The following is a 25,059-nucleotide window of genomic DNA, read 5'->3' on the forward strand; positions in this document are numbered from 1 at the left end:
CATGGCACGCAGCGCCCGGCCCGCGGATCTCGGCATGCTGGCGACCCGGCTGCTGTTCGGGCTCCAGTCCGAGCTGTTCCGGCGCAGCGCCGAGGCGGGCTTCGGCGACCTGCGGCCCCGCCACGGGGCCGTGGTCGCCCACCTCGACGAGGACGGCCTGCGGCAGAACGACTTCGTGCGGCTGGCCGGGCGCAACAAGCAGACGATCGCCACGATGATCGACGAGCTCGAGGCCCTCGGCTACGTCGAGCGGGTGCCCGATCCGGCCGACCGCCGGGCCAAGCTCATCATGCCGACCGAGCGTGGGCGGCGGCTGATGGAGCTCTCCGACCGCGTCGTCGCCGACATCGAGGCCGAGTACGCCGCGACGGTCGGCCGCGACGCGTACGAGCAGTTCCTCGGCACCCTGAAAAAGATCACGACAAAGCGCCTTCCTCCGCGCTGACCAGCGACGCGATCGCGCCGAAGAAGGCGGCGATGCCGGGCCGGTTGGCGCCCTTGGCCCGCGACGCCGCGAAATCCTCGGCACTGCGCCAGGTCACGATGTCGAGCCACTCGTCGCCCGGCAGGCGGACCAGGCGCGCGTCGAGGAAGCCCTCCCGGTCGGCCTGGAAGTCGGCCAGCATGGCCGGCCGGGCGCTGAGCAACGCGGAGACCTGGGACGGGTCGACGCGGAAACGGGTCAGTTCGATGGTCGTCATGGCGCCAATATAGTCCAGAATCTTGACTAAACCACTACACCGCTCGCCACTCCCCCAGCGGCCCGCGCAGCGACGACGCGTGCACGGTCAGCAGCGGGCGGTTGACCATGCCGAGCGCCTCCATCCGCTGCGCCATCGGGTGCTCCCCCAGGCGTACGGAAAAAGAACCGCGACCCAGACGCACCCCGGACAACCGCATCGGCACCCGGCCGCGCAGCAGCCGGCCCGCCTGAGCGCCGTGATCCAGATAGGACCAGGCGGGCAGCGCCGAGCGGATGCCGAACGGCAGGCGCAGCCGGCCGTGCGTGAACGACGCCGACAGGACGGGCGTGTCACCGTCGCTCACCGTCACGTCGGTCTCCTCCTCGCCGAAACGCAGCGTGGAGGTCATGAGCCATTTCGGCAGGGCCCAGAAGTCTTGCCCGGCCTCGCGCGTGAAGGCGCCGGTCACCGGCAGGTCCAGTAGAAACAGGCCCGGGCGACGGCCCGGACCCAGGGCCAGAAGACCGACACCCACTTCGTCGTACGTCTTCAGCGCCCACTCACCGTAATGAATGCACATGAGCAGACCGAAGGCGCGGCCGAACGCCGTGAACGGCTCGAGGGGAAGCCCGGCCAGCAGCTTGCGCGCGGCCGTGGCCGGTGAGGTGAAAACCGACGCCGTGATCCGCGCGTCGGTGATGGTCACCGGAAGCGTGACCGTCTCACCCTGCAGGGACCACACGCCGGCGCCGATCCGTTCCGCCATGCGGCCGACCCTACCGCCGGCAGGGTGGCAGAGCCGAGGGTCGAGGTGATACAGCATCGATATCGATGCGAGGGGATGCCGATGACGATCGTCGGAGTACTCAGCGAGACCCCGGGCCGCGAGCGCCGGGTGGCACTGACCCCGGATGCCGTCGGCCGGTTGCGATCCCGGCAGGTCCGGGTCGTGATCGAGTCGGGCGCGGGCCGCCGGGCCTGGTTCGGCGACGCCGACTTCGAGGCGGCGGGGGCCGAGGTCAAGACCAGGGCGCAGGTGTACGAGGAGAGCGACATCCTGTTGTGCGTCCACCCTCCGGACGACGTCGCGGCCCTGGCCGGAGGCCGGGTGCTGATCGGGCTGCTCGATCCGCTGAGCCATCCGGGGCGCGCGGCGGGGCTGGCCGCGGCGGGGATCACGGCGCTCAGCCTCGATCTGCTGCCGCGCACGCTGAGCCGGGCGCAGGCGATGGACGCGCTGACCTCGCAGGCCAATGTGGCCGGGTACAAGGCGGCGCTGCTGGCGGCCGAGGCGTACGGCGGGTTCTTCCCGATGCTGGTGACGGCGGCCGGCACGTCTCGTCCGGCACAGGTCCTGGTGCTGGGTGCGGGGGTGGCGGGCTTGCAGGCGATCGCCACCGCACGGCGGCTGGGCGCGCTGGTCACGGGCTACGACGTCAGGGCCGCCGCCCAGGCGGACATCGCTTCCCTAGGCGCCGGTGTTCTCGCCACCTTGAATGACGACAGGTCACAGGAAGACGGATATGCGGCGGCCCTTACCGGGGACGAGTCGGACGCTCAACAGCGCGCCCTCCAGGACGCCATCCCCCGCTTCGATGTCGTGATCACAACAGCGAAAGTGCCGGGGGCGCAGGCTCCGCTCCTGGTCACCGAGACGGCCATCGAAAAGATGCGCCCCGGCTCGGTGGTGATCGACATGGCGGTGGGAAACGTCGCGGGCTCGGTCGCCGACACGCGACTGGTCACCGACGGGGGCGTCACGGTGATCGGCGCCCCGGATCTGGCCGCCACTGTGCCGGTGGCGGCCTCCACGGCGTACGCCAGGAACGCCGTCGCCCTTCTCACCCACCTCATGCCCGACGGGGTCTTCACGCTGGAACCGGCCGACGAGGTGCGGGCCGGCGTGCTGGTCAGCCACGGCGGGCAGGTCGTCCATCCCCGGCTGCCGAAGGAGATCCGCTCATGAGCGCGCTGCTGCTCGCCGACCTGACCGTCTTCACGCTCGCGCTGCTCGTCGGCTTCGAGGTGATCAGCAAGGTGCCGGCCACCCTGCACACGCCGCTGATGTCCGGCGCGAACGCCATCCACGGCGTGGTGATCGTCGGCGTCATGCTGCTGGCCGCCTCGGTCTCCTCCTGGACGGGTTACGTCCTGCTGGCGGTGGCCGCCTTCTTCGCCGCGATGAACGTGGCCGGCGGCTACCTGGTCACCGACCGGATGCTGGCGATGTTCCGGAGCCGGTCGTGAGCGCCTTCGGCACCGTCACGCATCTGGTCTACGTGGCCTGCGCGACGGCCTTCGTGATCGGCCTGCACCTGATGAACACCCCGGCCACGGCCCGGCGCGGCAACCAGGTCTCGGCCGGCGGCATGGCGGTCGCGATCGTCACCACGCTCGTGGTGCTGGTCCACGACGGCGGCGTCGACGCGTACGCGGCCTGGGCCCTGGGGATCGGCGCGGCCGGCGGCGCGGTGGCCGGCCTGGTGGCGGCCCGGGTGGTCCGGATGACCGCGATGCCGCAGCTGGTGAGCCTGTTCAACGCGGTCGGGGGCGGGGCGGCGGCGCTGATCGCGCTCGGCCACCGTCCGGCGAGCACCGCGGCCGAGGTGACCGGTGTGCTCGACGTGCTGATCGGGGCGGTCACGTTCAGCGGGTCGCTGATCGCGGCCGGCAAGCTGGCCGGGCGGGTGCCCGGGCGGCCGCTCGTGGTGCCGTACGGCCGCCTGGCGTCTTTGATCTTGGCCCTGTCGAGCATCACTTTCGCCGTCCTTTTTGTCGCTTTCGGGGGCGGCACATGGGCCTTGACCGGGATCGCGGTGGCCGCCCTCATCGCCGGGGTGCTGCTCACGCTGCCGATCGGCGGGGCCGACATGCCGGTGGTGATCTCCCTGCTCAACGCCTGCACGGGCACGGCCGTGGCGATGGCCGGGTTCGTGCTGGAGAGCACGCCGCTGATCATCGCGGGGGCGCTGGTCGGTGCGGCCGGCGCGATCCTGACCAAGCTGATGGCCGATGCCATGAACCGGCCGATCGGCGCGATCATCGCGGGTGGTTACGGCACGGGCGACGCGGTCGCGGTCGCGGCGGGCGGGACCCAGCAGGTCCGGGAGGTCACCGTCGACGACGCGGCGATCCAGTTGGCGTACGCGGGAAAGGTCGTGATCGTCCCGGGTTACGGGCTGGCCGCGGCGCAGGCCCAGCACGAGGCGGTGGCGCTGGCCCAGGCCCTGACCGAGCGGGGCGTCGAGGTCAGCTACGCGATCCACCCGGTGGCCGGCCGCATGCCGGGTCACATGAACGTGCTCCTGGCCGAGGCCAACGCCCCGTACGAGCAATTGCAAGATCTTGAAGAGAGCAACCCCGGATTCGCCCGTACGGATGTGGCGCTCGTGATCGGGGCGAACGACGTGACCAACCCGGCGGCGCGCAGGCCCGGCAACCCCGTGTCCGGCATGCCCATTCTCGACGTGGACCGGGCGCGCTCGGTGATCGTGATCAAGCGGTCGCTGGGGCACGGCTATGCGGGCATCGACAACGAGCTTTACACCGATCCCCGGACGGCGATGCTGTTCGCGGACGCCAAGGCCGGTCTGGCCGCGCTTCTCTCGGGGCTGCACGCCTACGCTTGACACCCCTGAATTCGCCGAATCGCCCCACCCCGGCGGCCCGCGGTGGAAACCTGAACCCGTGCCGGCTCCCGTGCTCTGGATCGCCGCGCTGCTGCTGGCTGCCGCCCTCGGGTACGTCGCGGGCTGCCGCCGGCAGAAGCAGCGTGACCTGCGGGCGGTCCGTGCCTCGCTGGGTGACCTGCTCGACTCGGCCTCCGCCCCGCTGGCCGTGCAGCCGTCCTCGCCCGGCCTGCCCACCGGCGACTTCGCCGCCCAGCGGCCGTTCGGGGTCCTGGAGTTCGAGGACCAGCTCGCCGCCCTGGCCGCGCTCGTCGACGAGGGACGGGCCGAGCTCGAGGTGATGCGCACCGAGCGCGAGACCCGGCTGCGTGAGACCGAGCAGGAGCAGCGGCGCGTCAACCAGCGCCTGCGCCGCCGGGCCAAGGAGGCCATCGACGACACCGGCAAGGTCGTCAACGAACGGCTGCGGGACGTGGTCACGCAGGTCGGCGCGGCCCGGGAGGCCGCGACCGCGACACACAGCCGGGTCTCGGAGACCTCGGCCGCGGCGCATTCGATGGTACGCCGGGCGCGCAGCGCCGACGAGGCCGCGACCGCCCTGAACGAGAGCCTCCGGCAGGTCGCCGGCATCGCGAGCGTCATCTCCGAGATCGCCTCGCAGACCCGCATGCTGGCCCTGAACGCCACCATCGAGGCGGCCCGGGCCGGTGCCGCCGGCGAGGGCTTCGCGGTGGTCGCCGACGAGGTGAAGAGCCTGGCCGACACCACGGCCAGCTCGACCGAGCAGATCACGGCGACGATCGCCACCCTGGAGGCGGACATCACCCAGATGGGCGGCACCCTGGGCGCGATCGTCCAGGAGGTGGCCGACATCGAGTCGGCCATGGGCACGCTGAGCGGGATCGCCGACGACCAGCACGAGATCGTCGAGCGCCTGAACGCCACGGTCGACGCGACCATGGCCAGCATTCAGGACCTGTCCGAGGTGGCCGACCGCCTCGAACGGCGCCGGCACGACCGCGTGGCCGCCACCGGGCCGGTCGTGGTCCGGGTGCCCGGCCGCCCCGGGCAGCCGGGCACGCTGATCGACCTGTCCGAGGAGGGCGTCGGATGCCTGCTGGCGGCGGACGCGCCGGTCGCCGTGGGCGACCGGGTGGAGGCGACCCTGCACCTGCCGGCCGGCCCCCGCACGGTGAACGCGCAGGTGGTCCGGCGTCTCGTCCGGCCCGACGGCGCCGAGGTGGGCTTGGAGCTCACCTCGTAGTCCTAGTCGTCGGTGAAGACCGACGTCACCATGGTCAGCAGGGTCAGCGACAGCAGCCGGTGCACCTGGGCGCGGGTGAGCACGTCGCGCTCCAGCCACTCCCGGGCGGTCGAGGTCGCGAGCCCCACGTAGGAGCGGGCCATGGCGTGCATCGGCGGGGTGACCGCGGTGAAGCCGACGGCGGTCAGCACGGCGTCGGCGGCGGCGTCGATGGCCGAGGAGATGGCCCGGTCGACCTCGGCGTCGCCGGCCATGCCGCCGGCCGTGATGGCGGCCAGCCACGACTGGCTGTGCCGCGAGACGACGTCGAGGAACCAGCCGACGATCGCGTCGATGCGCACCGGCAGGTCGCCGTCGGGCAGCGACGCGAGCGCCACCGGCGGCACCGTCAGCATCACGTGGATGACCTCGAGGTAGAGGTCTTTCTTGGTGCCGAAATAGTGGTTGATCAGACCGCGGGCGACCCCGGCCTCGCGGGCCACGTCGGTCGTCGAGACCTCGGCGTAGCCGCGCTCGCCGAACAGCCGCACGGCGACCGACAGGATCTGTTCCCGCCGGGCGTCCGGGGAGAACCGGCGGCGCTGTCCCACGTCGATGCTCACCCGTTGACCTTAAGCCACGAGCTTGTTGACAGGCCGCCAACAAGCCGGAAGAGTTGGCGCATGCCGACCCCAGGACTGGACGGATACACCCCGGCGTGGCTCCAACCTGAGCATGACGACCTCGCCGAGCTGGCCCGCGCCTTCTTCACCAAAGAGGTCGTGCCCCACGCGGCGCGCCTCGAAGCGCAGGGCCATCCCGACCGCGAGCACTACCGCCAGGCGGGCGAGCTCGGCCTGCTGGGCCTGTCGGTCCCCGAGGAGTTCGGCGGTGGCGGCGGCGACTTCACCCACGAGGCCGTGCTGCTCACCGAGCAGACCTTCAGCGGCGAGGGCAGCCTGGGCCTGGCCGTGCACAGTGGCATCGTCTCCGGCTACATCAGCGCGTACGGCACCGAGGAGCAGAAGAGGCGCTGGCTGCCCGGCCTGTGCGACGGCTCGCTGATCGGCGCGATCGGCATGACCGAGCCCGACGGCGGCTCCGACCTGCAGGCCATCCGCACCAGGGCGGTCAAGGACGCCGAGGAGTACGTCATCACGGGCTCCAAGACCTTCATCACCAACGGCGGGCTGGCCGACCTGCTGATCCTGGCCGTCAAGACCGACATCACCCAGGGCGCGGGCGGCATCAGCCTGATCGTCTGCGAGCTCAAGGACGGCGCGCCCGGGTTCCGCCGGGGCCGGCTGCTCGACAAGATCGGCCTGCACGCGAACGACACGGCGGAGCTGTTCTTCGACGACTACCGGGTGCCCACGGCCAACCTGCTCGGCTCCGAGGGCGGCGGCTTCTTCCAGATGATGGCCCAGCTTCCGCAGGAGCGGCTGGTCATCGGGGTCGGCGCCGTGGCGGTCATGCAGCGGGCGGTGGAGCTCGCCACCGCGTACGCCAAAGAGAGAAAGGCCTTCGGCAAGCCGCTGATCGGGCACCAGAACACGCGCATGGTGCTGGCCGAGTGTGCGACGCAGACCCGGGTGGCCAGAGTGTTCCTGGACGACTGCATCGCGCGGCACGTCCGGGGCGAGCTCGACGTCGCGACCGCCGCCATGTCGAAATACTGGCTCACCGACGGTCAATGCGAGGTCGTCGACCGCTGCCTGCAGATCTTCGGCGGGTACGGGTACACGACCGAATACCCCATCGCGCGCATGTACGCCGACGCGCGCGTCCAGAAGATCTACGGTGGCACCAACGAGATCATGAAGGAGCTGATCGCCCGTGTCCTCTGAGGCTTACGTGTACGACGCGGTGCGCACGCCGCGCGGACGAGGCAAGAGCAACGGCGCGTTGCACGGGGTGAAGCCGATCTCGCTGGTCACCGGCCTGATCGGCGCCCTGCGCGAGCGCAACCCCGGCCTCGACCCGGCCCGCATCGACGACATCGTGATGGGCATCGTGACGCCGATCGGCGAGCAGGGCGGCGACCTGCCCCGCGCCGCGGCGCTGCTGGCCGGCCTGCCCGACACGGCGGCCGGCGTCCAGCTCAACCGCTTCTGCGCCTCGGGCCTGGAGGCGGTCAACCAGGCCGCGGCCCGCGTGCGCAGCGGCTGGGACCAGCTGATCCTGGCCGGCGGCGTCGAGTCGATGTCGCGCAACCCGATGGGCTCCGACGGCGGCGCCTGGTTCCTCGACCCCGAGACGTCGCTGGCCACCGACTTCGTGCCGCAAGGGGTCAGCGCCGACCTGATCGCCACCATCGAGGGCTTCAGCCGCGACGACGTCGACGGTTACGCGCTGCGCTCGCAGGACAGGGCGGCCAAGGCCATCGCGGGCGGCCACTTCGCCCGCTCGATCGTGCCGGTCCGCGACGAGAACGGGCTCGACGTGCTGGCCGCCGACGAGCATCCGCGGCCCGAGACCACCCGCGAGGCGCTGGCCCGGCTCAAGCCGTCGTTCGCCGCGATCGGGGCCGCGGCCGGGTTCGACTCGGTCGCGCTGCGCAAATACCACTGGGTCGAGCGGATCGACCACGTCCACCACGCGGGCAACTCCTCCGGCATCGTGGACGGCGCCGCCCTCGTGCTGATCGGCTCCGAGGAGATCGGGCGGGAGCTGGGCCTGACCCCGCGCGCCCGCATCTCCGCGGCCGCCGTGACGGGCTCGGATCCGACGATCATGCTCACCGGGCCCATTCCCGCGACCCGCAAGGCGCTGCGCACCGCCGGTCTCGGCACCTCGGATGTGGATCTCTTCGAGATCAATGAGGCGTTCGCGTCCGTGGTGCTGAAATACCAGCGCGACCTGGAGCTCGACCCCGACACGGTGAACGTCAACGGCGGCGCCATCGCCCTCGGCCACCCGCTCGGCGCGACCGGGGCGATGCTGCTCGGCACCGCGCTCGACGAGCTCGAGCGGCGCGACCAGCGCCGGGCCGTGGTCACGCTCTGCATCGGCGGCGGCATGGGCGTCGCGACCGTCATCGAGAGGCTGTGATGATCGAATATCAGCGGGACGACTCCGGCGTGGTCACCCTGACCCTCAACGACCCGGACCAGTCCGCGAACACCATGAACCAGCGGTACGTCGACGCGATGAGCGCCGCCCTCGACCGGCTCGAGGCCGAGCGCGACCAGGTCACCGGCGTCATCGTCACCAGCGCGAAGAGCACGTTCTTCGCCGGCGGCGACCTGCCCTCGATGATCCAGGCCCGCCGGGAGGACGCACCCGCCCTCTTCGAGCTCCTCGGCACGATCAAGCGCGACCTGCGCCGGCTGGAGACCTACGGCCGGCCGGTCGTGGCCGCGGTCAACGGCGCCGCGCTCGGCGGCGGCCTGGAGATCGCCCTGGCCTGTCACCACCGCGTCGCGCTCGACGCCAAGGGCACCCGGCTCGGCTTCCCCGAGGTCACGCTCGGCCTGCTGCCCGGCGCGGGTGGCGTAACCCGCACGGTCCGCATGCTCGGCCTGGCCCCGGCGCTGATGAGCTGGCTGCTCACCGGCCGCCGGTACAAGCCGGCCGACGCCCGAGACAACGGCCTGGTCGACGACATCGCCGCGACGCCCGAGGAGATGATCGAGAAGGCCCGCGCCTGGATCACCGCCAACCCGGAGGCGAAACAGCCGTGGGACCGCGAGGGCTACCGGATCCCCGGCGGCTCGCCGTCGACCCCGAAACTCGCCGCGCAGCTTCCCGCCTTCTCGGCCACCCTGCGCAAGCAGCTCAAGGGCGCCTCGCTGCCGGCGCCGGAGAAGATCCTGGCGACCGCGGTCGAGGGCGCCCAGGTCGACTTCGAGACCGCGCAGGTCATCGAGACCCGGCACCTCATCACCCTGCTCACCGGGCAGATCGCCAAAAACATGATCGGCGCGCTGTTCTTCGACATGCGCGCGATCAACGGCGGCCTGGCCCGGCCCGAGGTGCAGGTGCCGCCGGCGACCAAGGTCGCGGTGCTGGGCGCGGGCATGATGGGCGCCGGCATCGCGTACGCGTGCGCCCGAGCCGGCCTCGAGGTGGTCGTCAAAGACGTCAGCGAGGAGGCGGCCGCCCGCGCCAAGCAGGAGGGCGACCCGGCCGTCCTGGCCCGCATCACCACCACGGCCGAGGTCGGCGACCTGGCCGGCTGCGACGTGGTGATCGAGGCGGTCTTCGAAGACCCGAAACTGAAGCACGCCGTCTTCGCCGAGGTCGAGCCGGTGCTGGCGCCGGGCGCGCTGCTCGCCTCGAACACGTCGACGCTGCCGATCACCGGGCTGGCCGAGGGCGTGTCCCGGCCGGCCGACTTCATCGGCATGCACTTCTTCTCCCCGGTCGGCAAGATGCCGCTGCTGGAGATCGTGGTCGGCGAGAAGACCGGCGACGAGGCGGTGGCCCGCGCCTTCGACCTGGGCCGGCGCATCGCCAAGACGCCGATCGTGGTCAACGACGGCCGCGGCTTCTTCACCAGCCGGGTCATCGGCAAGTTCATCGACGAGGCGATCGGCATGCTCGCCGAGGGCGTCCCGGCGGCCTCCATCGAGCACGCGGCCCTGCAGGCCGGCTACCCGACCGGCCCGCTCGCCCTGGCCGACGAGGTGAGCCTGTCGCTGGTCCAGCGGATCCGCCGCCAGTTCGAGGCCGCCGCCGGCGACACGTACGAGCGCCTCCCGTCCCACGCCCTGGTCGACAAGATGGTCGACGAGCACGGCCGCCCCGGCCGCGCCGCCGGCCAGGGCTTCTACGCCTACGAGAACGGCAAGCGCGCCGGCCTCTGGCCCGGCCTGGCCGGCCTGACCACCGACGAGGGCCGCGCCGTGCCCTTGGCCGACCTGCAGGACCGTTTCCTGTTCGCCGAGACCCTCGACGCGCAGAAGTGCCTGGCCGAGGGCGTGCTGCGCACCGAGGAGGACGCCAACATCGGCTCCATCCTCGGCATCGGCTACCCGGCCTGGACGGGCGGCGTCCTGCGCTTCGCCCACCAGCACACCGACTTCCGAGCCCGCGCCACGGAGCTGGCCAAGCGCTACGGCGACAGGTTCCTCCCCGCATGACGGCCCGCGACAAGCCTCCTCTCCGAGCCGCGGCCGGCTTGAGCGATCACCGCGGGGCCGCTCGGGTGGCGGGTGCTGGGGCCTCGGCGTGAGCGGGCCGCTGGAGGGCGTGCGCGTTGTCGAACTGGCCGGGCTGGCGCCGGGGCCGTTCGGGTGCATGGTGCTGGCCGACCTCGGTGCCGATGTGGTGCGCGTCGACCGGCCCGGCGGGCAGTTCCCGCCGCTGGGGCCGCTCGGACGAGGGCGGCGCACGATCGAGCTCGACCTCAAGACGCCGGACGGGGTCGCCGAGCTGCTGCGGCTGGCCGAGCACGCCGACGTGTTCGTCGAGGGCTTCCGGCCGGGCGTGGCCGAGCGCCTCGGCTTCGGGCCGGAGACCCTCGCCGAGATCAACGACCGGCTGGTGTACGCCCGGATGACCGGCTGGGGGCAGGACGGCCCGCTGGCCGCCCGGGCCGGCCACGACATCGACTACATCGCGATCGCCGGCGCGCTCGAGCCGCTCGGCCGCGCCGGCGAACGCCCGCACGCCCCGATCAACCTGCTCGGCGACTTCGCCGGCGGCGGCATGCTGCTGGCCGTCGGCGTCCTGGCCGCCTTGCTGGAACGCTCCCGCTCCGGCCGCGGCCAGGTGGTCGACGCCGCCATGGTCGACGGTTCGGCCCTGCTCATGACCTTCGTGCACGGCATGACCGCCATCAACCAGTGGGGCACCACCCGCGGCGAGAACCTCCTGGACGGCGGCGCACCCTTCTACGACACCTACGAGACGGCCGACGGCGGTTTCATGGCCGTGGGCGCCCTCGAACCCCCCTTCTACCAGGCCCTCCTAGACGGCCTCGGCCTGTCCTCAGCCGACTTGCCGCATCAATACGACAAGTCCGGCTGGCCGGCGCTCCGGGCGCGGTTCGCGTCGGCCTTCGCATCGAAGACCCGCGCCGAGTGGTCCACCGTCTTCGCCGGCTCGGACGCCTGCGTAGCCCCGGTCCTCTCCCCCTTCGAGGCCCCCAACCATCCCCACAACGCCGAACGCAACACTTTCATCGAGGTAGACGGGATACGCCAGCCCGCCCCCGCCCCACGCTTCTCCCGCACGACCCCGAAAACCCCCACCCCCGAAACCCCCGTGACCATCCCAGAGGTCCTCGCCGACTGGACCTGACCCCCGCTTCCCCGCGCGCCGTCACCGCGGCGCGCTCCGGGCCCCGCACCTCGCTCCGCCGCCCTGTCCGCGCCTCCCCTTGTGCGGCGCGACCCCCGGCGCGCCTCCCGTTCGGCCCCGCGACCTCTGGCGCCCCTCCTTCGGCCGCGCGAACCCGGCGCCTCGCCCTCAGCCGCGCCACCCCGCCGCTTCGCCCTCAGCCGCGCCACCCCGCCGCTTCGCCCTCAGCCGCGCCACCCCGCCGCTTCGCCCTCAGCCGCGCCACGCCCGGGGCGCCTCGCCCCTAGCTGCACGAACCTCCGCGCCTCGCTCCTAGCCGTGCCACTCCCGCCGCTTCGGCTCTAGCGGTGCCGCCCCGGGCGCGTCGCCTTCATCCGCATAGCCCCTGGGCGCCTTGCACCTAGCAGCACGATCCCCGGGCGACTCGCCTTGGCCGCCTCCGTTTCCGCGTGTCTCCCCCGCCTCGGCCCCCTCACCTCGGCCGCCCTTCCCCAGCACGTCTCCCGCCGACCACTCCGGCCGCCCTCCCTCAACGCGTCTCCCGCCCCTCCACGCCTCCCCACCTCGGCCGCCCTCTCACAGCGCGTCTCCCGCCGCCTCCACCCCCGCGCCTTCCTCGGGCCCCCCGTGGCGCCTTCCGTTGTCGCGCGGCGGGTTGGGTGTTCGGCGGCTGTGAGCTTTCTTTGAAGGCTCAGGGGTCTGCCGCCGCGGCCGATTCAAGGGCGGATGAACGTGACCGTGGACCACTCCGCCTGGCGGCGCCGGCGCACCGTTGAAGCCAGTGCCTTTCTGGCCCGGGTGGCGGGCGTGCTGGCGACCCTGGCGTTTCTGTCGGGGCTCTCGGGGCTGCCGCCGGAAGCCCACGTGCATCCGGCGATGCGGCTCGCCTGCGTTACCGGCATTGTGCTGATGGTGCTCGCGAACGTGCTGGCCGCGGTCAACTTCCATCAACCCGGCGATCGGTGGTACGGGGCACTCGGCACCCTTCAGACGGTCTGCGACGTGATCGCCATCGGCGGGATCGTCGTCGGCATCCAGGCCTACAGCATGCAGACCACCTGGCCGCTTCTGGCGCTTCCCGTGCTGGTGGCGGCGCTGCGGAGGAGGCTGCCGGGGGCGCTCATCGCGTGGCTCGCCACCAGTCTGGTGCTGGTCTTCGCGGCGGCGCGGTACGGGGAGAAGTCGTTCCACCACGGCGATGTGACCATGGCGATTCTGGTCAATCTGCTCATCGCGGCGCTGGGCGGGACGCTGGCCACCGCGTACGGCCGTCAGGTCAGGGAACTTCAGGCGATCCGCCGGCAGCTCGATCATCAGGCCACGCACGACTCGCTGACCGGGCTGCCCAACCGGCAGCGGCTGAGCACGTACGCGGCCGAGCTGGACGGGCGGGCCATGGCCGTGCTGCTGCTCGACCTGAACGGGTTCAAGGCGGTGAACGACACGCTCGGGCACGCGGCCGGGGACGAGCTGCTTTGTGTGGTCGGTGCGCGGCTGACCTCGCACCTGCGCTCGGGTGATCTGGCCGGGCGGCTCGGCGGGGACGAGTTCGTGGTCGTGCTGGCCGACGCGTCGGCCGAGGAGGCGGACGGTCTCGCCGAGCGGCTGCGGGCGGCCATCCGCGAACCGATCGCGGTGCGGGGTCAGCTCGTCAGTGTGGGGGTGAGCATCGGGGCGGCCCACCGTACACAAAACGATTTGTCCGACTTTTCGCAATTGTCGTCTGCGGCGGACGCTGCGATGTATCGGGAGAAAGCGTCCCGATAGATCTCATGTCCGATTCCGGATGACCGATCGAGCAGGCAACGTCGCGAGCTCGGAGGGTACATGCGGAAGCTTCAGGACATCGGCATCGCCAAGAGGCTGGGACTGATCGTCGGAACCGGCGCGGTGCTGATGAGCGCCCTGGCCGGGCTCACCCTGGCCGGCGAGGACAGCCTGGCCGATCAGAGCGACCGGATCACCGGGCTCGAGGCGGGGCTGGCCGCCCTGAACCACCTGGACACGCGGCAGAGCGAGCTCAAGGCCGACGCCTACCGGGCCGCCCTCGGCATCGACACCTCGGCCGACACCAAAGATGACATCCAGTCCTCGCTGGACGCGCAGGCGGCCGTCCTGAACGCCGGCCTGCCCGCCGACCTGGTGGCCTCCTTCAAGACCTCCCAGGGCGATTTCTCGGACTTCTCGGATTTCATCGACTCGTTCGTCGCCGACGCGGTGAAGAACCCGGCCGCGGTGAAGGCCCGCATCGGGGAGATCGCCGAGCGCAACGGCACCACCGACGACGCGCTGGGCGCCCTGGTCGAGAAGGTCGAGGCCGCGGTCGCCCAGGAGCGCTCGGACATGACCGAGACCGAGGAGTCGACCCAGCTGCTCGCGATTCTCGTCGCCGCCGGCGGCCTGGTCCTGCTCATCGGGCTCGCCGTCCCGCTGGTCCGCTCCATCCTCAAGCCGGTCCGCCGGCTCGGCGAGGTGGCCGACGCCCTGGCCCACGGCGACCTGACCAAGCGCAGCGGCATCACCAGCCGCGACGAGCTCGGCGTGATGGCGGCCCACCTGGACGGGGCGCTCGAGAAGTTCCGGGTCTCGCTCGAGACGGTGGCCAAGGACGCCGACAAGCTGGCCGGCGCCTCGGCCGAGCTCTCCTCGATCTCCGGCACCATCGCCGACGCGGCCGGCAACACCAGCGCCCAGTCGTCCTCGGCCGCCGCCGAGGCCGAGGAGATCTCCCGCAACGTGCAGACCGTCTCGGCCGGCTCGGACGAGATGGGCCTGGCCATCCGCGAGATCTCCCGCAACACCAGCGAGTCGGCCCAGATCGCCTCGGTGGCGGTCTCCGAGGCGGCCCGCGCCACCGAGACGGTGCGCCAGCTCGGGACCTCCTCGGCCGAGATCGGCAACGTGATCAAGCTGATCACCTCGATCGCCGAGCAGACCAACCTGCTCGCGCTCAACGCCACCATCGAGGCCGCGCGGGCCGGTGAGGCCGGCAAGGGCTTCGCCGTGGTCGCCTCCGAGGTCAAGGACCTCGCTCAGGAGACGGCCAAGGCGACCGAGGACATCGGCGCCCGGGTGGCCGCCATCCAGCACGACACCACCGGGGCGGTCGAGGTCATCTCCCGGATCTCCGAGGTCATCGCGCGGATCAACGACTTCCAGACCACCATCGCCTCGGCCGTCGAGGAGCAGACCGCCACCACCGGCGAGATGAGCCGCAGCATCGCCGAGGTGGCCAACGGCTCCTCGCGCATCGCCACCAACATCGCCGATGTCTCGGCCGCCAGCGCCGCGTCGGTGCAGGGCGTCGAGCAGACCCGGCACGCCTCCGGTGAGGTCGCGCGGACCGCCGACGAACTGCGCCAGCTGGTGAGCACCTTCAAATTTTGATCTTCGGCCGGGTGCTTGATCGTTCCCGCCCGTTCACCCACCCCTCTCATGATCGCTCGGCGCCCACCGGCACGGTGTGCGCAGAGAGAGGGAAAACGGTGCGTACATTCGAGCGCTCGGTCGCCGTCACGCTGGCGGCCACCACGATTGCCGCGATCGCGGCCTGCTCCCCGCCCGAGAAGGAGAGCGAGTCCTCGTCGAGCAGCGCGGCGACCGCGACCAGCGCGGCCGACCTCGGCGGAATGGACGCCCTGGTCGACGCGGCCAAGAAGGAGGGCGCGCTCAACGTCATCGCGCTGCCGCCGGACTGGGCCAACTACGGCGAGATCATCAAGGCCTTCGGCGACAAGTACGGCATCAAGGTGAACTCGGCCCAGCCCGACGCGGCCAGCCAGGACGAGATCAACGCGGCCAACCAGCTCAAGGGCCAGGACAAGGCGCCCGACGTGTTCGACCTCGGCGGCTCGGTCGCCTCGGCCAACACGGCGCTGTTCGCCCCGTACAAGGTCAGCACCTGGGCCGACGTGCCGGACAGCCTGAAGGACGCGAACGGCGCCTGGACGAACGACTACGGCGGCTACATGTCGATCGGCTACGACAGCGCCAAGGTCCCGGCCCCGGCGAGCGTGGCCGACCTGCTCAAGCCGGAGTACAAGGGCAAGGTCGCCCTCAACGGCGACCCGACCCAGGCCGGTTCGGCGTTCGGCGGCGTGCAGATGGCCGCGCTGGCCGACGGTGGCTCGGCCGACGACATCGCGCCCGGCGTCGACTTCTTCTCCCAACTCAAGAAGGCCGGCAACTTCCTGCCGGTCGACCCGACCCCGGCCACCATCGAGTCGGGCCAGACCCCTGTCGTCTTCGACTGGGACTACCTGAACGCCGCCCAGGCCGCCAAGACCAAGACCTGGAAGACCTTCGTCCCGAACGGCGCGGTCCTCGGCTCGTACTACGTGCAGGCGATCAACAAGGACGCCCCGCACCCCGCCGCCGCGCGCCTGTGGCAGGAGTTCCTCTACAGCGACGAGGGCCAGAACCTGTGGCTCAAGGGCGGCGCCCGCCCGGTGCGCGCCGAGGCCATGCAGAAGGCCGGCACGATCGACAAGACCCTGTACGACGCGCTCCCGAAGATCGAGGGCACCCCGGTGATCCCGACCGAGGCCCAGAACACCAAGGCCAAGGAAGCCCTCACCGCGAGCTGGGCCAAGGCCATTGGCTGAGGTCGTCGCGGCCGCTCCGCAGCGCGTGGCCACCCGGCCACGCCTGCGGGGCACCGCCCTGCTGGGCACGCTCCCGTTCTTCGCGTACGTGGCGATCTTCCTGATCATCCCGACCCTGGTCGTGGTGATCGGCGCGTTCGCGAGCAACGACGGCGGCGCCACTGGAGAGAACATCAAGGCGCTGGGCAACGAGTACATCCTCGACGCCTTCGGCCGCAGCATCGCGCTGTCGGCGATGAGCGCGCTGGTCGGCGCGGTGCTCGGCGCCGTCCTGGCGTACGCCCTGGCCACCGCCCGTCCCGACGGCGTCCTGCGCCGCGTGGTGACCGCCGCCGCCGGCGTGCTCGCCCAGTTCGGCGGCGTGACCCTGGCCTTCGCCTTCCTGGCCACCATCGGCCTGTCCGGCTTCGTGACCGTCTTCCTGCAGGACCACGGCATCGACATCTACTCGGGCGGCGTGTGGCTGTTCGAGTTGCCGGGCCTGACGCTGGTCTACACGTACTTCCAGATCCCGCTCATGGTCATCGTCTTCCTGCCCGCGCTCGACGGCATCCGCCCGCAGTGGCGCGAGGCGACCGAAAGCCTCGGCGGCACCACCTGGCAGTACTGGACCCGCGTCGCCGGTCCGCTGCTGGGCCCGGCGTTCCTCGGTTCCACGCTCCTGCTCTTCGCCAATGCGTTTTCGGCGTACGCCACCGCGGCCGCCCTGGTCAGCCAGGGCAACCCGATCGTCCCGTTGCAGATCCGCAGCGCCCTGACCAGCGAGGTCATCCTCGGTCAGGCCAACGTCGGCAAGGCGATGGCGCTCGGCATGGTGATCGTGGTGTCGGTCGTGATGGGCCTGTACACGCTGCTGCAGAAGAGGACGGCGAAATGGCTGGGGTGATCGCCCGGCGCGCCCGCAAGCAGCGCGCCTTCCGCTGGGCCGTGCTGATCGTGCTCGGCGTCTTCTTCCTGTTGCCGCTGGTCGCGATGGTCGAGTTCTCCACGCGTGACTCGAACACGTGGTCGCTGCTGATCGACTGGCCTCAGCTCAGCGCCACCTATCCTGACCTGTCGGACGGGATCGTGGCGTCGCTGCTGCAAGCGGCGCTGACCGCGGTGCTGATGCTGCTTCTGCTGGTGCCGACCGCGGTGTGGGTACGACTCCGGCTGCCCCGTCTGCGCCGGCTCGTCGAGTTCCTGTGCCTGCTGCCGCTGACGATCCCGGCCATCGTGCTGGTCGTCGGGCTGGCGCCGGTCTACGCCTGGGTGAACTACTTCCTCGGTGGCTCCTCGGTGACGCTCGTGTTCGCGTACACAATCCTCGTGTTGCCCTATGCCTATCGCGCGATCGACGCGGGGCTGTCGGCGATCGACGTCAAGACGCTGGCCGAGGCCGCCCGCAGCATGGGCTCGGGCTGGGCGACCGTGATGGGCAGGGTCGTGCTGCCGAACATCCGCTCGGCGGTGCTGTCGGCCGCGTTCCTGACGGTGGCCCTGGTGCTCGGCGAGTACACCATCGCGTCGCTGCTCAACCGGACCAACCTTCAGGTCGCCATCGCGTTCCTCGGCAAGAGCAGCGCCACCATGTCGGTCGCCGTGTCGCTGACCGCGCTGCTGCTGGCCTTCGTCCTGCTCCTGCTGCTGTCCCTGTTCGGCGAGCGCCGATCCTCCCGTCGTCGTAAGGAATCCACGTCATGACCGGCGTCGCCGTCCATCTGCTGGGTCTGCGCCGGACGTTCGGTTCCGTGCACGCCCTCGACAACCTGGACCTGTCGATCGCGCCGGGCGAGTTCATCGCCCTGCTCGGCCCGTCGGGTTGCGGCAAGACCACCGCCCTGCGGGTGCTGGCCGGCCTCGAGGACGCCGACAGCGGCGAGGTCCTCGTCGGCGGCAAGGACGTCACCGCGCTGCCGGCGAACAAGCGCGACATGGGGATGGTCTTCCAGGCGTACAGCCTCTTCCCGCATCTGTCCGCTCTGGACAACGTGAAGTTCGGGCTGAAACTGCGCGGCCGCAAGGCCTCCCCCAACCGCGCCGGGGACATGCTCGACCTGGTCGGCCTGACGGGCTTCGAGAATCGCTTCCCGCATCAGATGTCCGGCGGCCAGCAGCAGCGCGTGGCCCTGGCCCGCGCCCTGGCCATCGAGCCGAGCGTGCTGCTGCTGGACGAGCCGCTGTCGGCCCTGGACGCCAAGGTCCGCGTGCAGCTGCGCGACGAGATCCGCCGCATCCAGACCGAGATCGGCACGACGACGCTGTTCGTCACCCACGACCAGGAGGAGGCCCTCGCGGTCGCCGACCGGGTCGGCGTCATGCGCGCCGGCAAGCTGGAGCAGCTCGCCACCCCGGCCGAGATCTACCAGGCTCCCGCGTCGGCCTTCGTGGCCGAGTTCGTCGGCTTGTCCAACCGCCTGCCCGGCACGATCATCGACGAGGAGATCGAGGTGCTGGGCCACCGGCTCCCGCTGATCGCCCCGTCCTCGTCGTCGTCGCCGGCCACGGCCCTGGTCCGCCCGGAATCGGTGACGGTCGAGCCCCACCCCGACGGCGAGGGCCGCGTCGTGACCACGAGCTTCCTGGGCCCGATCAGCAAGGTCACGGTCACCGTGGGCGAGGTGCTGGTCGTCGCCCAGATCGCCAGCGACCGCCTGGCCTCACTGCCGGCCGGCGCTCCGGTCCGGGTGACCCTGTCCCCCAGCCCGGTCGCGTTGGCCTGACGTTTTTTCGCGTTTCGCTGCGGCTCGCCGGGATCTCTTCGTACGGTCGGAAACCGTGCTGAAGAGATCCCTGGCCGCCCTGCTCGCCCTTTCCTGTCTTGCCGTCTTCATAAAGCCGGCCACCGCCGCCGCCCCGGCCTGGCACGTGGTCCGCCCCGGCGACACCTTGGCGAGCATCGCCCGCATGTACGGCCACTCGAAGGCCACCCTGGCCCGGTGGAACCAGCTCCCGCTGAACACCACCGTGCAGGTCGACGGCGTGATGCGCCTCAACAAGCCGCCGGTCCTGCTCCCGCCGTGGCGCACCCACATCGAGCAGGTGACCCCCGGCATGGTCAACTGGAATCCGCTGCGCCGCTGCCCGGTCCTGCCGACGAGCCTGCGCAAGGTCTGGGTCTCCTACATCGACTTCGCCGGCACCCACCACGACGGCAGCATCGTGGTCCGCGTCGACGCCGTCCGCCGGGTCCAGAACATCTTCCACACGCTGTACAACTGGCGTTTCCGCGTCCTGGGCATGGCGCCCATGCGGATCAACAACCCCACCCAGCGGAACATGGCCACGGTGACCGCCGCGTACAGCTGCCGCAACGTCGGCGGGACAAAGGTCTTCTCCGAGCACGCGTCGGGGGTCGCGGTCGACATCAACCCGTTCCAGAACCCGATGATCCGGGGCACGAGCGTCTCCCCGGCCAACAGCGCCTTCTACCTGAACCGCGACCGCTACCTGATCGGCATGCTCCACCCGGAGGGAGCGGCCCGGGCGTTCCTGTGGAACGGCTACCACTGGGGCGGCTATTGGCGCAGCCTCAAGGACTACATGCACTTCAGCCTGACAAACCGCTGACCCTCTCCTCGAGGGTGGCGACGATGGCCCGATAGTCCTGGTTCAACGGGTCCTGCGAGCTGAGCCGCACCGCGACGTCCAGCGCCATGCGCATGTGCCGCCGCGCCTGTGCCATCGAACCCTGCGTACTCAGCGCTTGTGCGAGGTTCTGATGTGAAATAACAAGATCGCGCTGGAGCAGGAGGTTGCCGGGGTTCGTGGCCGCGAGACGCTCGGCGATCTCCAGGCTCTGCTGGTAATGATCCAGCGCCGTCGCGATCTCACCGCGGTCGGCCGATGCCAAAGCGAGGCTGTCGTGCGTGATTGACACCTCCCGGGCGGCCTGCACATCGTCCGGGTCCAACGCCATGACGGACTCGCCGGCCGACAGCGCCTCACGATAGTGACGGACGGCGCTGTCCCAGTCGGCCGCCTCCCGGTACGTGTCGGCCAGCCCTCGGTGTGCTGCGGCGAGGTCGCTTCGCAGAGTGGCCTCACCCGGCAGCGCGGCTGTCAACTGTTCGACGATCTCCAAGCCTCGCCGGAAATAGTCGACAGCGGTCCGGTAGTCCTCTACATCGCGGGACAGCTGCCCCAGAGCGGCGAGGGTGACGTAGAGGTCGCGCAGCGCGTTCGGATCGTCGGCCGCCTCCGCAGTCACGCCACGGGCGATGTCCAAGGCGCGCTGGTAGAACTGCGTCGCCTCCCGCGCTCGCCCGGCGCGACGGGCGATGTCACCCAACTGCCGCAGGTACAGGCCGATCGGCCGGCCGTCGGCTCGGGCCTCCGCCAGCGCGAGCGCTTGGCGATATCGCGCATCGGCGGCCTTGAGGTCGCCCTGCGACAGGGCGAGGTCGCCCAGTCGCGCGTGAATGCCGTGGAGATCCTCGCCTTCCGTGTCGTCGCCGAACTCCAGAGCACTCCGGTAGTAGTTCTCCGCCGCCCGAAGGTCCCCGGTGCGCGCCACCAGGTCGCCGAGCTGCAGGTACAGCCCGAGCATCTCCGACTGCTCTTCCGGACCGCCACGGGCGATCGCGAGGGCCCTCTCCACATCGCGCCGCGCCGCCTCGTACTCACCGGTCGCGGCCGACACATCGGCACGGCCGCGGTACGCCGTGAACAGCATGGATCGCATGTCGAGGCGGTCGGCGCCGGCACCGCTCGCCAGCTCGACGAGCTGATCGAGATGGTGCCGGGACCGCCGGAAGTCCTCGTTCCGGAAAGCGGTGACAGCCGCGCGCCAGTGCATCTGGAGCACCCGCACCGAGGCCGGCTCTCCCGGCGTCATCTGCTCGACCAGGGTCAGCAGGTCGCGTTCGACGGCTTCGCTGCCGCCGCTGGGCGCAAGCCGGAGCGGGACGATCGACAGCACCGCCTCGGTCACGTCCGACCGCTGGCTGAGCCGGCCGGCGAGCCGGCGGGCACGGGACTGGGCCTGGCGCGCGTCCTCGCCCATACCGGCCAGCTCGTAGGCTTTCGCCAGCAAGCCCAAGTTCAGCAGCTCGCTCGGCAGGTCATCGGCGTCGCGGGCCCGTGACACGGCCTGCTCCATCAGGTCGACCGCGCGGTCCGCCGAGCCCTCGGCGATCAGAAGGTCGGCCACGTCACGGCTGACGGCGGCCGTCTCCTGGACGGCGCCGAGCGACTCGAACAGCCGGAAGCTTTCGCCCAAGGTCGCCAGGGCGTCGGCGGAGTGCCCGAGCCGGGCCACCAGCCGGCCCCGGCCGGCCAGGGCGAGCGCGAGCGCGTGCAGGTCGCCGAGCTCGCGTGCGGTGGCGATGCTGTAGTCGAACGCGGACATCGCCTCCGCGACCTCACCGCCGGCAGCGAAGGCGTTGCCCAGCTCGCTCCAGATACGCGCCTGGTGCGGAAGATCCGCCGACCGGCGAGCAAGGTCCAGCGCCTGATCCAGATGGACGGCGGCGCCCAGCGGATCGTCCTCGACCGTCAACTTGGCCAGAGCCACCAGTGACCGGCACTCGCCCGCCTCGTCGCCGTGCTCCCGGTACAACTCGACCGCGTTGGACAGGGCCCGGACCGCCTCGCTGCGGTCGCCCTCGCGCCGCATCACCTCGCCGATGAGCTCCAGGGCGACCGGCGCGTTGGCGGGCGTCCCGTCGCCGAGGAGCGGCACCAGCGTCTGGAAGGCCTCCTGCGGCAGGTCCAGCTCCAGGTAGGAGCGGGCCAGCCGGGTCCACGGTCCGGGATCGTCCTCGGTGGGCGAGCGGTCGGCCAGCAGATGCCGGACGCGGCTCAGCGCGCCCGCCGCGTCCTCCACGTTACGGACGTGCCGGTAACAGTCTGCGGCCGTGAGCAGGGCGTCGATCTCCAGCGGCACATCGCCGCCGTCACGGGCGAGATGGACCGCGTCCTCCAGCCCGGAGATGGCCTGGTCGAACAGGCGCCGGGCCAGCGCGAGCTTCGACGCGCGGATGAGCTGGGCCGCCAGCAGCACCGGATCGCCGACCGCGCGGGCCCGGCGGACCGCCTCGCCCGCCGCGGCCTCGGCCTCGTCGATCGCTCCGGTCCGGTAGTGGTCGAAGGCGAGCCGGCCGAGCGCCTCCGCCTCGGACCGCTGGTCGCCGCGGCTCCGCGCGGCGTCCTGCGCGATCTCGTCGAGGACGAGGAGGTCGTGGTGCCGGTTCAGGATCCCCGCGACCCGGCGCAAGTTGCTCACCGTCTCCAGGAAGTCCGGCCCGCCGGAGCGCACGGACCGGCGGACCGCCTCGCGCACCGCCGGCCACTGCCGGTCGAGCCAGGCGACGTCGGCGGCCCGCCCCCGGCCGGCCTTGCGACCCGCGAGACTGACGTACGCGGCCACGACGCCGTCCGGTGCATCGGGAAGCGCGGCCTCGGCCAGCGCCGGTCGCAGCGCGAGACCCCGGGCCGGGTCGTGGTAGAACACACCGGCCGCCTCCAGGACAGCGAGATGCTGCCGGGCGGCTGCCTCGCCCATCGCCCACACCGCGCCCGCGGCCTCCGGATCGGCGGTTCCTCCGATCTCGACCAGGGACCGAAGCATCTTCAGGATGGAGCGGGCGCTGCTGCCGGTCGCCTCCCCCACCCTCAGCGCCGCCAACCGCACGGCGAAATCGATGGGATCGTCGTAATCGATGCTGAACTGGTCGCCGCCGCCTGCCGCGAGCCGAAGAGCCAACGGAAGACCCGCGCAACGGGCGATCAGCCCGTCGGTCTCCGTCGTGGATGCCTCTCGCCCGAGCAGTGTCAGGCTGTCCTCCGGGCGAAGCGCGGTCGCCGTCACATTGGGCGTTTTGCTGCGTAGCCGCGCAGTCGCGATGAAACGTCCGGCCTCGGGCAGCAATTCGGTCAATTGGTCGGCGACCTCGCTCCGCCGGAAGTTGTCGAGGACCACGATGTCTTCCGGCTTGATCGTGGCCCGCAGCAGTTTCGTTTGCTGTTCCAGCCGTGCCGGCAACGCGTCGAGGGCGACACCGAGTGAGAGAAGCAACTCCCGGACGGCGTCGTGCACCCGGCGATCGGGGCCTGCGAGGTCTACCACCGCCACCCGGCCGCCGGGATGCGCCTTGTTCCACCTTCGGGCGACCAGCAGCGCGAGGGTCGAAGCGCCCGATCCCGGCCGTCCGGTGATCGTCAGCCCTCGGGGCCGCGACTCCAGGCTCCTCAGGGCCGAGGCCGCCTCCTCCTCACGGCCGAGCACCACCGGCGGGCCGGGCTCCCCGAGGCCGGCCCGCCCGGCGTGCAGGGCGTCGCGGATCGCGGGTGAGAGCCGGGCCCGGGGCTCGCCGAGATCGTCCAACGGTGGCGGGGTCATGAGTCGAGGTCCAGCGGCTCCTTGGCCGCCAGATCGTTGGTCGGGTCGAAATCCGACTCCAGCCACGGCCAGTCCGGCCGGCCGTAACGGCGGTAGAACAGGAAGGACTTGTCGACCACGAACAGGCGCTTGGTCCGCCGGTTGTACATCAGGACGCCCGGCTTGAGGTTGATCTTGCTTTGCAGCCGGTCGATGCGCTGAAGCGCCTGGGTGAGGTCGGCCGAGCGGATCGGCGACGGTGCCGCGTCGTTGATCCTCGCCAGCAACTCCGGTTGTTCGAGCCCGTCCTGTAGGTCTGCGTCCTCCGCCTCGGAGACGGCCCACAGCACGTACCGGTAGACCTCGAGGCCGTGACCGAGCCGGCGCATGCCACGCACGAAACTGTCGAGGAAGTTGTCGAACCGGCCTTGCATCGAGTCGGCCACAGCGGAGCGGGCACGGGCGAGGCTGTCGCCAGGCGTCAGGTACGGCGAGTCGCTCCGCAGCCCGAAGATCTTCTCCTCGCGGCAGACGCTCTCCGCCAGCCGCTGGAGAAGACCCACGTTGTTGTAGGCGTCGCTCACCAGATCCCGGCGCAGCGACGCCGACATGCCGATGGACAGCTCCTTGGCGCCCATCCTGAGCACCTCGTTGAGCTCGTCGTCGGTCCATGTCAGGTGGATGTCCTCGACCCGACCCTCGAGGTCGCCGTTGTAGTACGAAAGCAGGTGATCGGTGGGCCAGACACCGATCACTACCGGGAAGACACCCAAATCGCCGAGCGCCTTGAACAGGTAGGCTGCCTCGCGCCTGTTGTCCTCCGACACGTAGTGGAAATCCTCGATGACCAGCTGCTTCTCGGCGGCGTGCAGAACCTTCGCGACCCAGCCGAGATCGGCCGGCGTCTGGCCGATGGGCTGCGACTCCACCTCGTTCGTCCGGACCGCCTTGCCGGCGAGCTTCGCCCCGAAGCCCAGCTTGGTGAGAATCTTGACGCCCAGCTCGCCGGTCCCCGAGAACTCCATCGTGCCCTCGTAGGTGCCGACGGACTTCTGCTTGATCTCGCTGCGGATGCCCAGCGCGCCCAGCGCCTGTTGCAGGAGCTGCTCCGTGGTCGTGCCCGGCTGGCACTGCACGACGATGACGTCGTCAGTGCCGAGCAGCTTGGCCCGTAGCCAGGACTTGCCCTGTTTGGAGTCGCCGTGGATCACGACGTGGCGGCCGGCGCTGAGCACATAGCTCAGTTTCTCGTCGAGACCCCCGCGGTCGACGTACGATCGCGAGTTCACCGTCGGGCGGATACCGAAGACGTCCGACAGCTCGGTCTTGTCGGCCATCGGCCCTCCTCCGGCTG

The 25,059-nt window shown here is 71.1% G+C and carries 21 protein-coding genes; 16 read left to right on the forward strand and 5 right to left on the reverse strand.

The genetic code is table 11. From position 1 onward, the window contains the following. The first annotated feature begins 1 nt into the window (after position 1). Positions 2-445 (forward strand): MarR family winged helix-turn-helix transcriptional regulator, encoded by a 444-nt coding sequence (locus CRP55_RS19295; protein WP_097321473.1) that lies wholly within the window; start codon positions 2-4, stop codon positions 443-445. Here CRP55_RS19295 and CRP55_RS19300 read toward each other — a convergent pair. Then, entirely contained in the window at positions 417-701 is a 285-nt protein-coding gene (locus CRP55_RS19300) for an antibiotic biosynthesis monooxygenase (RefSeq protein ID WP_097321474.1), read from the reverse strand. The two genes, CRP55_RS19295 and CRP55_RS19300, sit on opposite strands and share 29 nt — an antisense overlap. 34 nt (positions 702-735) lie before the next feature. Further along, entirely contained in the window at positions 736-1,449 is a 714-nt protein-coding gene (locus CRP55_RS19305) for an acetoacetate decarboxylase family protein (protein WP_179855245.1), read from the reverse strand. An 81-nt stretch (positions 1,450-1,530) separates the two neighbouring features. On the opposite strand from CRP55_RS19305, the gene CRP55_RS19310 reads away from it, so the two are divergent. From CRP55_RS19310 to CRP55_RS55700, 4 genes are read left to right on the forward strand one after another with little or no spacing between them, the layout of a single operon-like run. After that, positions 1,531-2,649 carry an NAD(P) transhydrogenase subunit alpha gene (locus CRP55_RS19310; protein WP_097321551.1) on the forward strand — a complete coding sequence of 373 codons (1,119 nt, stop codon included), beginning with the start codon at positions 1,531-1,533 and terminating at the stop codon, positions 2,647-2,649. After that, positions 2,646-2,930, forward strand: coding sequence for an NAD(P) transhydrogenase subunit alpha part 2 (locus CRP55_RS19315; RefSeq protein ID WP_097321476.1), 285 nt, complete (start codon positions 2,646-2,648; stop codon positions 2,928-2,930). The genes CRP55_RS19310 and CRP55_RS19315 overlap by 4 nt, the downstream gene beginning before the upstream one ends. Next, positions 2,927-4,312: an NAD(P)(+) transhydrogenase (Re/Si-specific) subunit beta gene (locus CRP55_RS19320; RefSeq protein WP_097321477.1), complete on the forward strand. Its 1,386-nt coding sequence runs from the start codon at positions 2,927-2,929 to the stop codon at positions 4,310-4,312. The genes CRP55_RS19315 and CRP55_RS19320 overlap by 4 nt, the downstream gene beginning before the upstream one ends. Before the next feature lie 58 nt (positions 4,313-4,370). Next, on the forward strand, positions 4,371-5,576 hold the full coding sequence (locus tag CRP55_RS55700; protein ID WP_281260797.1) for a methyl-accepting chemotaxis protein: 1,206 nt from the start codon (positions 4,371-4,373) through the stop codon (positions 5,574-5,576). Positions 5,577-5,578: 2 nt separating this feature from the next. On the opposite strand, the gene CRP55_RS19330 is transcribed toward CRP55_RS55700, so the two are convergent. Next, positions 5,579-6,178: a TetR/AcrR family transcriptional regulator gene (locus CRP55_RS19330; RefSeq protein WP_097321479.1), complete on the reverse strand. Its 600-nt coding sequence runs from the start codon at positions 6,176-6,178 to the stop codon at positions 5,579-5,581. Positions 6,179-6,238: 60 nt separating this feature from the next. Here CRP55_RS19330 and CRP55_RS19335 point away from each other — a divergent pair, with 60 nt between their 5' ends. The 11 genes from CRP55_RS19335 (at position 6,239) to CRP55_RS19385 (ending at position 19,954) form a co-directional block, all read left to right on the forward strand. Then, positions 6,239-7,402: an acyl-CoA dehydrogenase family protein gene (locus tag CRP55_RS19335; RefSeq protein ID WP_097321480.1), complete on the forward strand. Its 1,164-nt coding sequence runs from the start codon at positions 6,239-6,241 to the stop codon at positions 7,400-7,402. Then, positions 7,392-8,606: an acetyl-CoA C-acetyltransferase gene (locus tag CRP55_RS19340; protein WP_097321481.1), complete on the forward strand. Its 1,215-nt coding sequence runs from the start codon at positions 7,392-7,394 to the stop codon at positions 8,604-8,606. Before CRP55_RS19335 ends, CRP55_RS19340 begins: the two co-directional genes overlap by 11 nt. Beyond that, positions 8,606-10,639, forward strand: coding sequence for a 3-hydroxyacyl-CoA dehydrogenase NAD-binding domain-containing protein (locus CRP55_RS19345; RefSeq protein ID WP_097321482.1), 2,034 nt, complete (start codon positions 8,606-8,608; stop codon positions 10,637-10,639). The genes CRP55_RS19340 and CRP55_RS19345 overlap by 1 nt, the downstream gene beginning before the upstream one ends. Positions 10,640-10,748: 109 nt before the next feature. Further along, the gene (locus tag CRP55_RS19350; RefSeq protein ID WP_281260798.1) at positions 10,749-11,801 is read left to right on the forward strand and encodes a CaiB/BaiF CoA transferase family protein; all 1,053 of its coding nucleotides are present in this window, start codon (positions 10,749-10,751) and stop codon (positions 11,799-11,801) included. A 726-nt stretch (positions 11,802-12,527) separates the two neighbouring features. Further along, on the forward strand, positions 12,528-13,568 hold the full coding sequence (locus tag CRP55_RS19355) for a GGDEF domain-containing protein (RefSeq protein ID WP_097321484.1): 1,041 nt from the start codon (positions 12,528-12,530) through the stop codon (positions 13,566-13,568). Between the two features lie 60 nt (positions 13,569-13,628). Further along, positions 13,629-15,188 carry a methyl-accepting chemotaxis protein gene (locus CRP55_RS19360; protein WP_097321485.1) on the forward strand — a complete coding sequence of 520 codons (1,560 nt, stop codon included), beginning with the start codon at positions 13,629-13,631 and terminating at the stop codon, positions 15,186-15,188. 98 nt (positions 15,189-15,286) lie between these two features. Then, positions 15,287-16,405: an ABC transporter substrate-binding protein gene (locus CRP55_RS19365; RefSeq protein ID WP_245923167.1), complete on the forward strand. Its 1,119-nt coding sequence runs from the start codon at positions 15,287-15,289 to the stop codon at positions 16,403-16,405. Beyond that, positions 16,398-17,291, forward strand: coding sequence for an ABC transporter permease (locus CRP55_RS19370; protein WP_097321486.1), 894 nt, complete (start codon positions 16,398-16,400; stop codon positions 17,289-17,291). The genes CRP55_RS19365 and CRP55_RS19370 overlap by 8 nt, the downstream gene beginning before the upstream one ends. Next, positions 17,279-18,088 carry an ABC transporter permease gene (locus CRP55_RS19375; protein WP_097321487.1) on the forward strand — a complete coding sequence of 270 codons (810 nt, stop codon included), beginning with the start codon at positions 17,279-17,281 and terminating at the stop codon, positions 18,086-18,088. Before CRP55_RS19370 ends, CRP55_RS19375 begins: the two co-directional genes overlap by 13 nt. Further along, positions 18,085-19,107, forward strand: coding sequence for an ABC transporter ATP-binding protein (locus CRP55_RS19380; RefSeq protein WP_097321488.1), 1,023 nt, complete (start codon positions 18,085-18,087; stop codon positions 19,105-19,107). Before CRP55_RS19375 ends, CRP55_RS19380 begins: the two co-directional genes overlap by 4 nt. 55 nt (positions 19,108-19,162) lie before the next feature. Next, complete coding sequence (locus CRP55_RS19385) at positions 19,163-19,954, forward strand: M15 family metallopeptidase (protein WP_097321489.1); 792 nt, start codon at positions 19,163-19,165, stop codon at positions 19,952-19,954. Here CRP55_RS19385 and CRP55_RS19390 read toward each other — a convergent pair. Beyond that, on the reverse strand, positions 19,935-23,726 hold the full coding sequence (locus CRP55_RS19390) for a DUF2753 family protein (protein ID WP_097321490.1): 3,792 nt from the start codon (positions 23,724-23,726) through the stop codon (positions 19,935-19,937). The genes CRP55_RS19385 and CRP55_RS19390 overlap by 20 nt on opposite strands. After that, complete coding sequence (locus tag CRP55_RS19395; protein ID WP_097321491.1) at positions 23,723-25,042, reverse strand: P-loop NTPase family protein; 1,320 nt, start codon at positions 25,040-25,042, stop codon at positions 23,723-23,725. Before CRP55_RS19395 ends, CRP55_RS19390 begins: the two co-directional genes overlap by 4 nt. Positions 25,043-25,059: the final 17 nt, after the last annotated feature.

Source organism: Paractinoplanes atraurantiacus (assembly GCF_900215205.1).
In the GTDB taxonomy this organism is placed as follows: domain Bacteria; phylum Actinomycetota; class Actinomycetes; order Mycobacteriales; family Micromonosporaceae; genus Actinoplanes; species Actinoplanes atraurantiacus.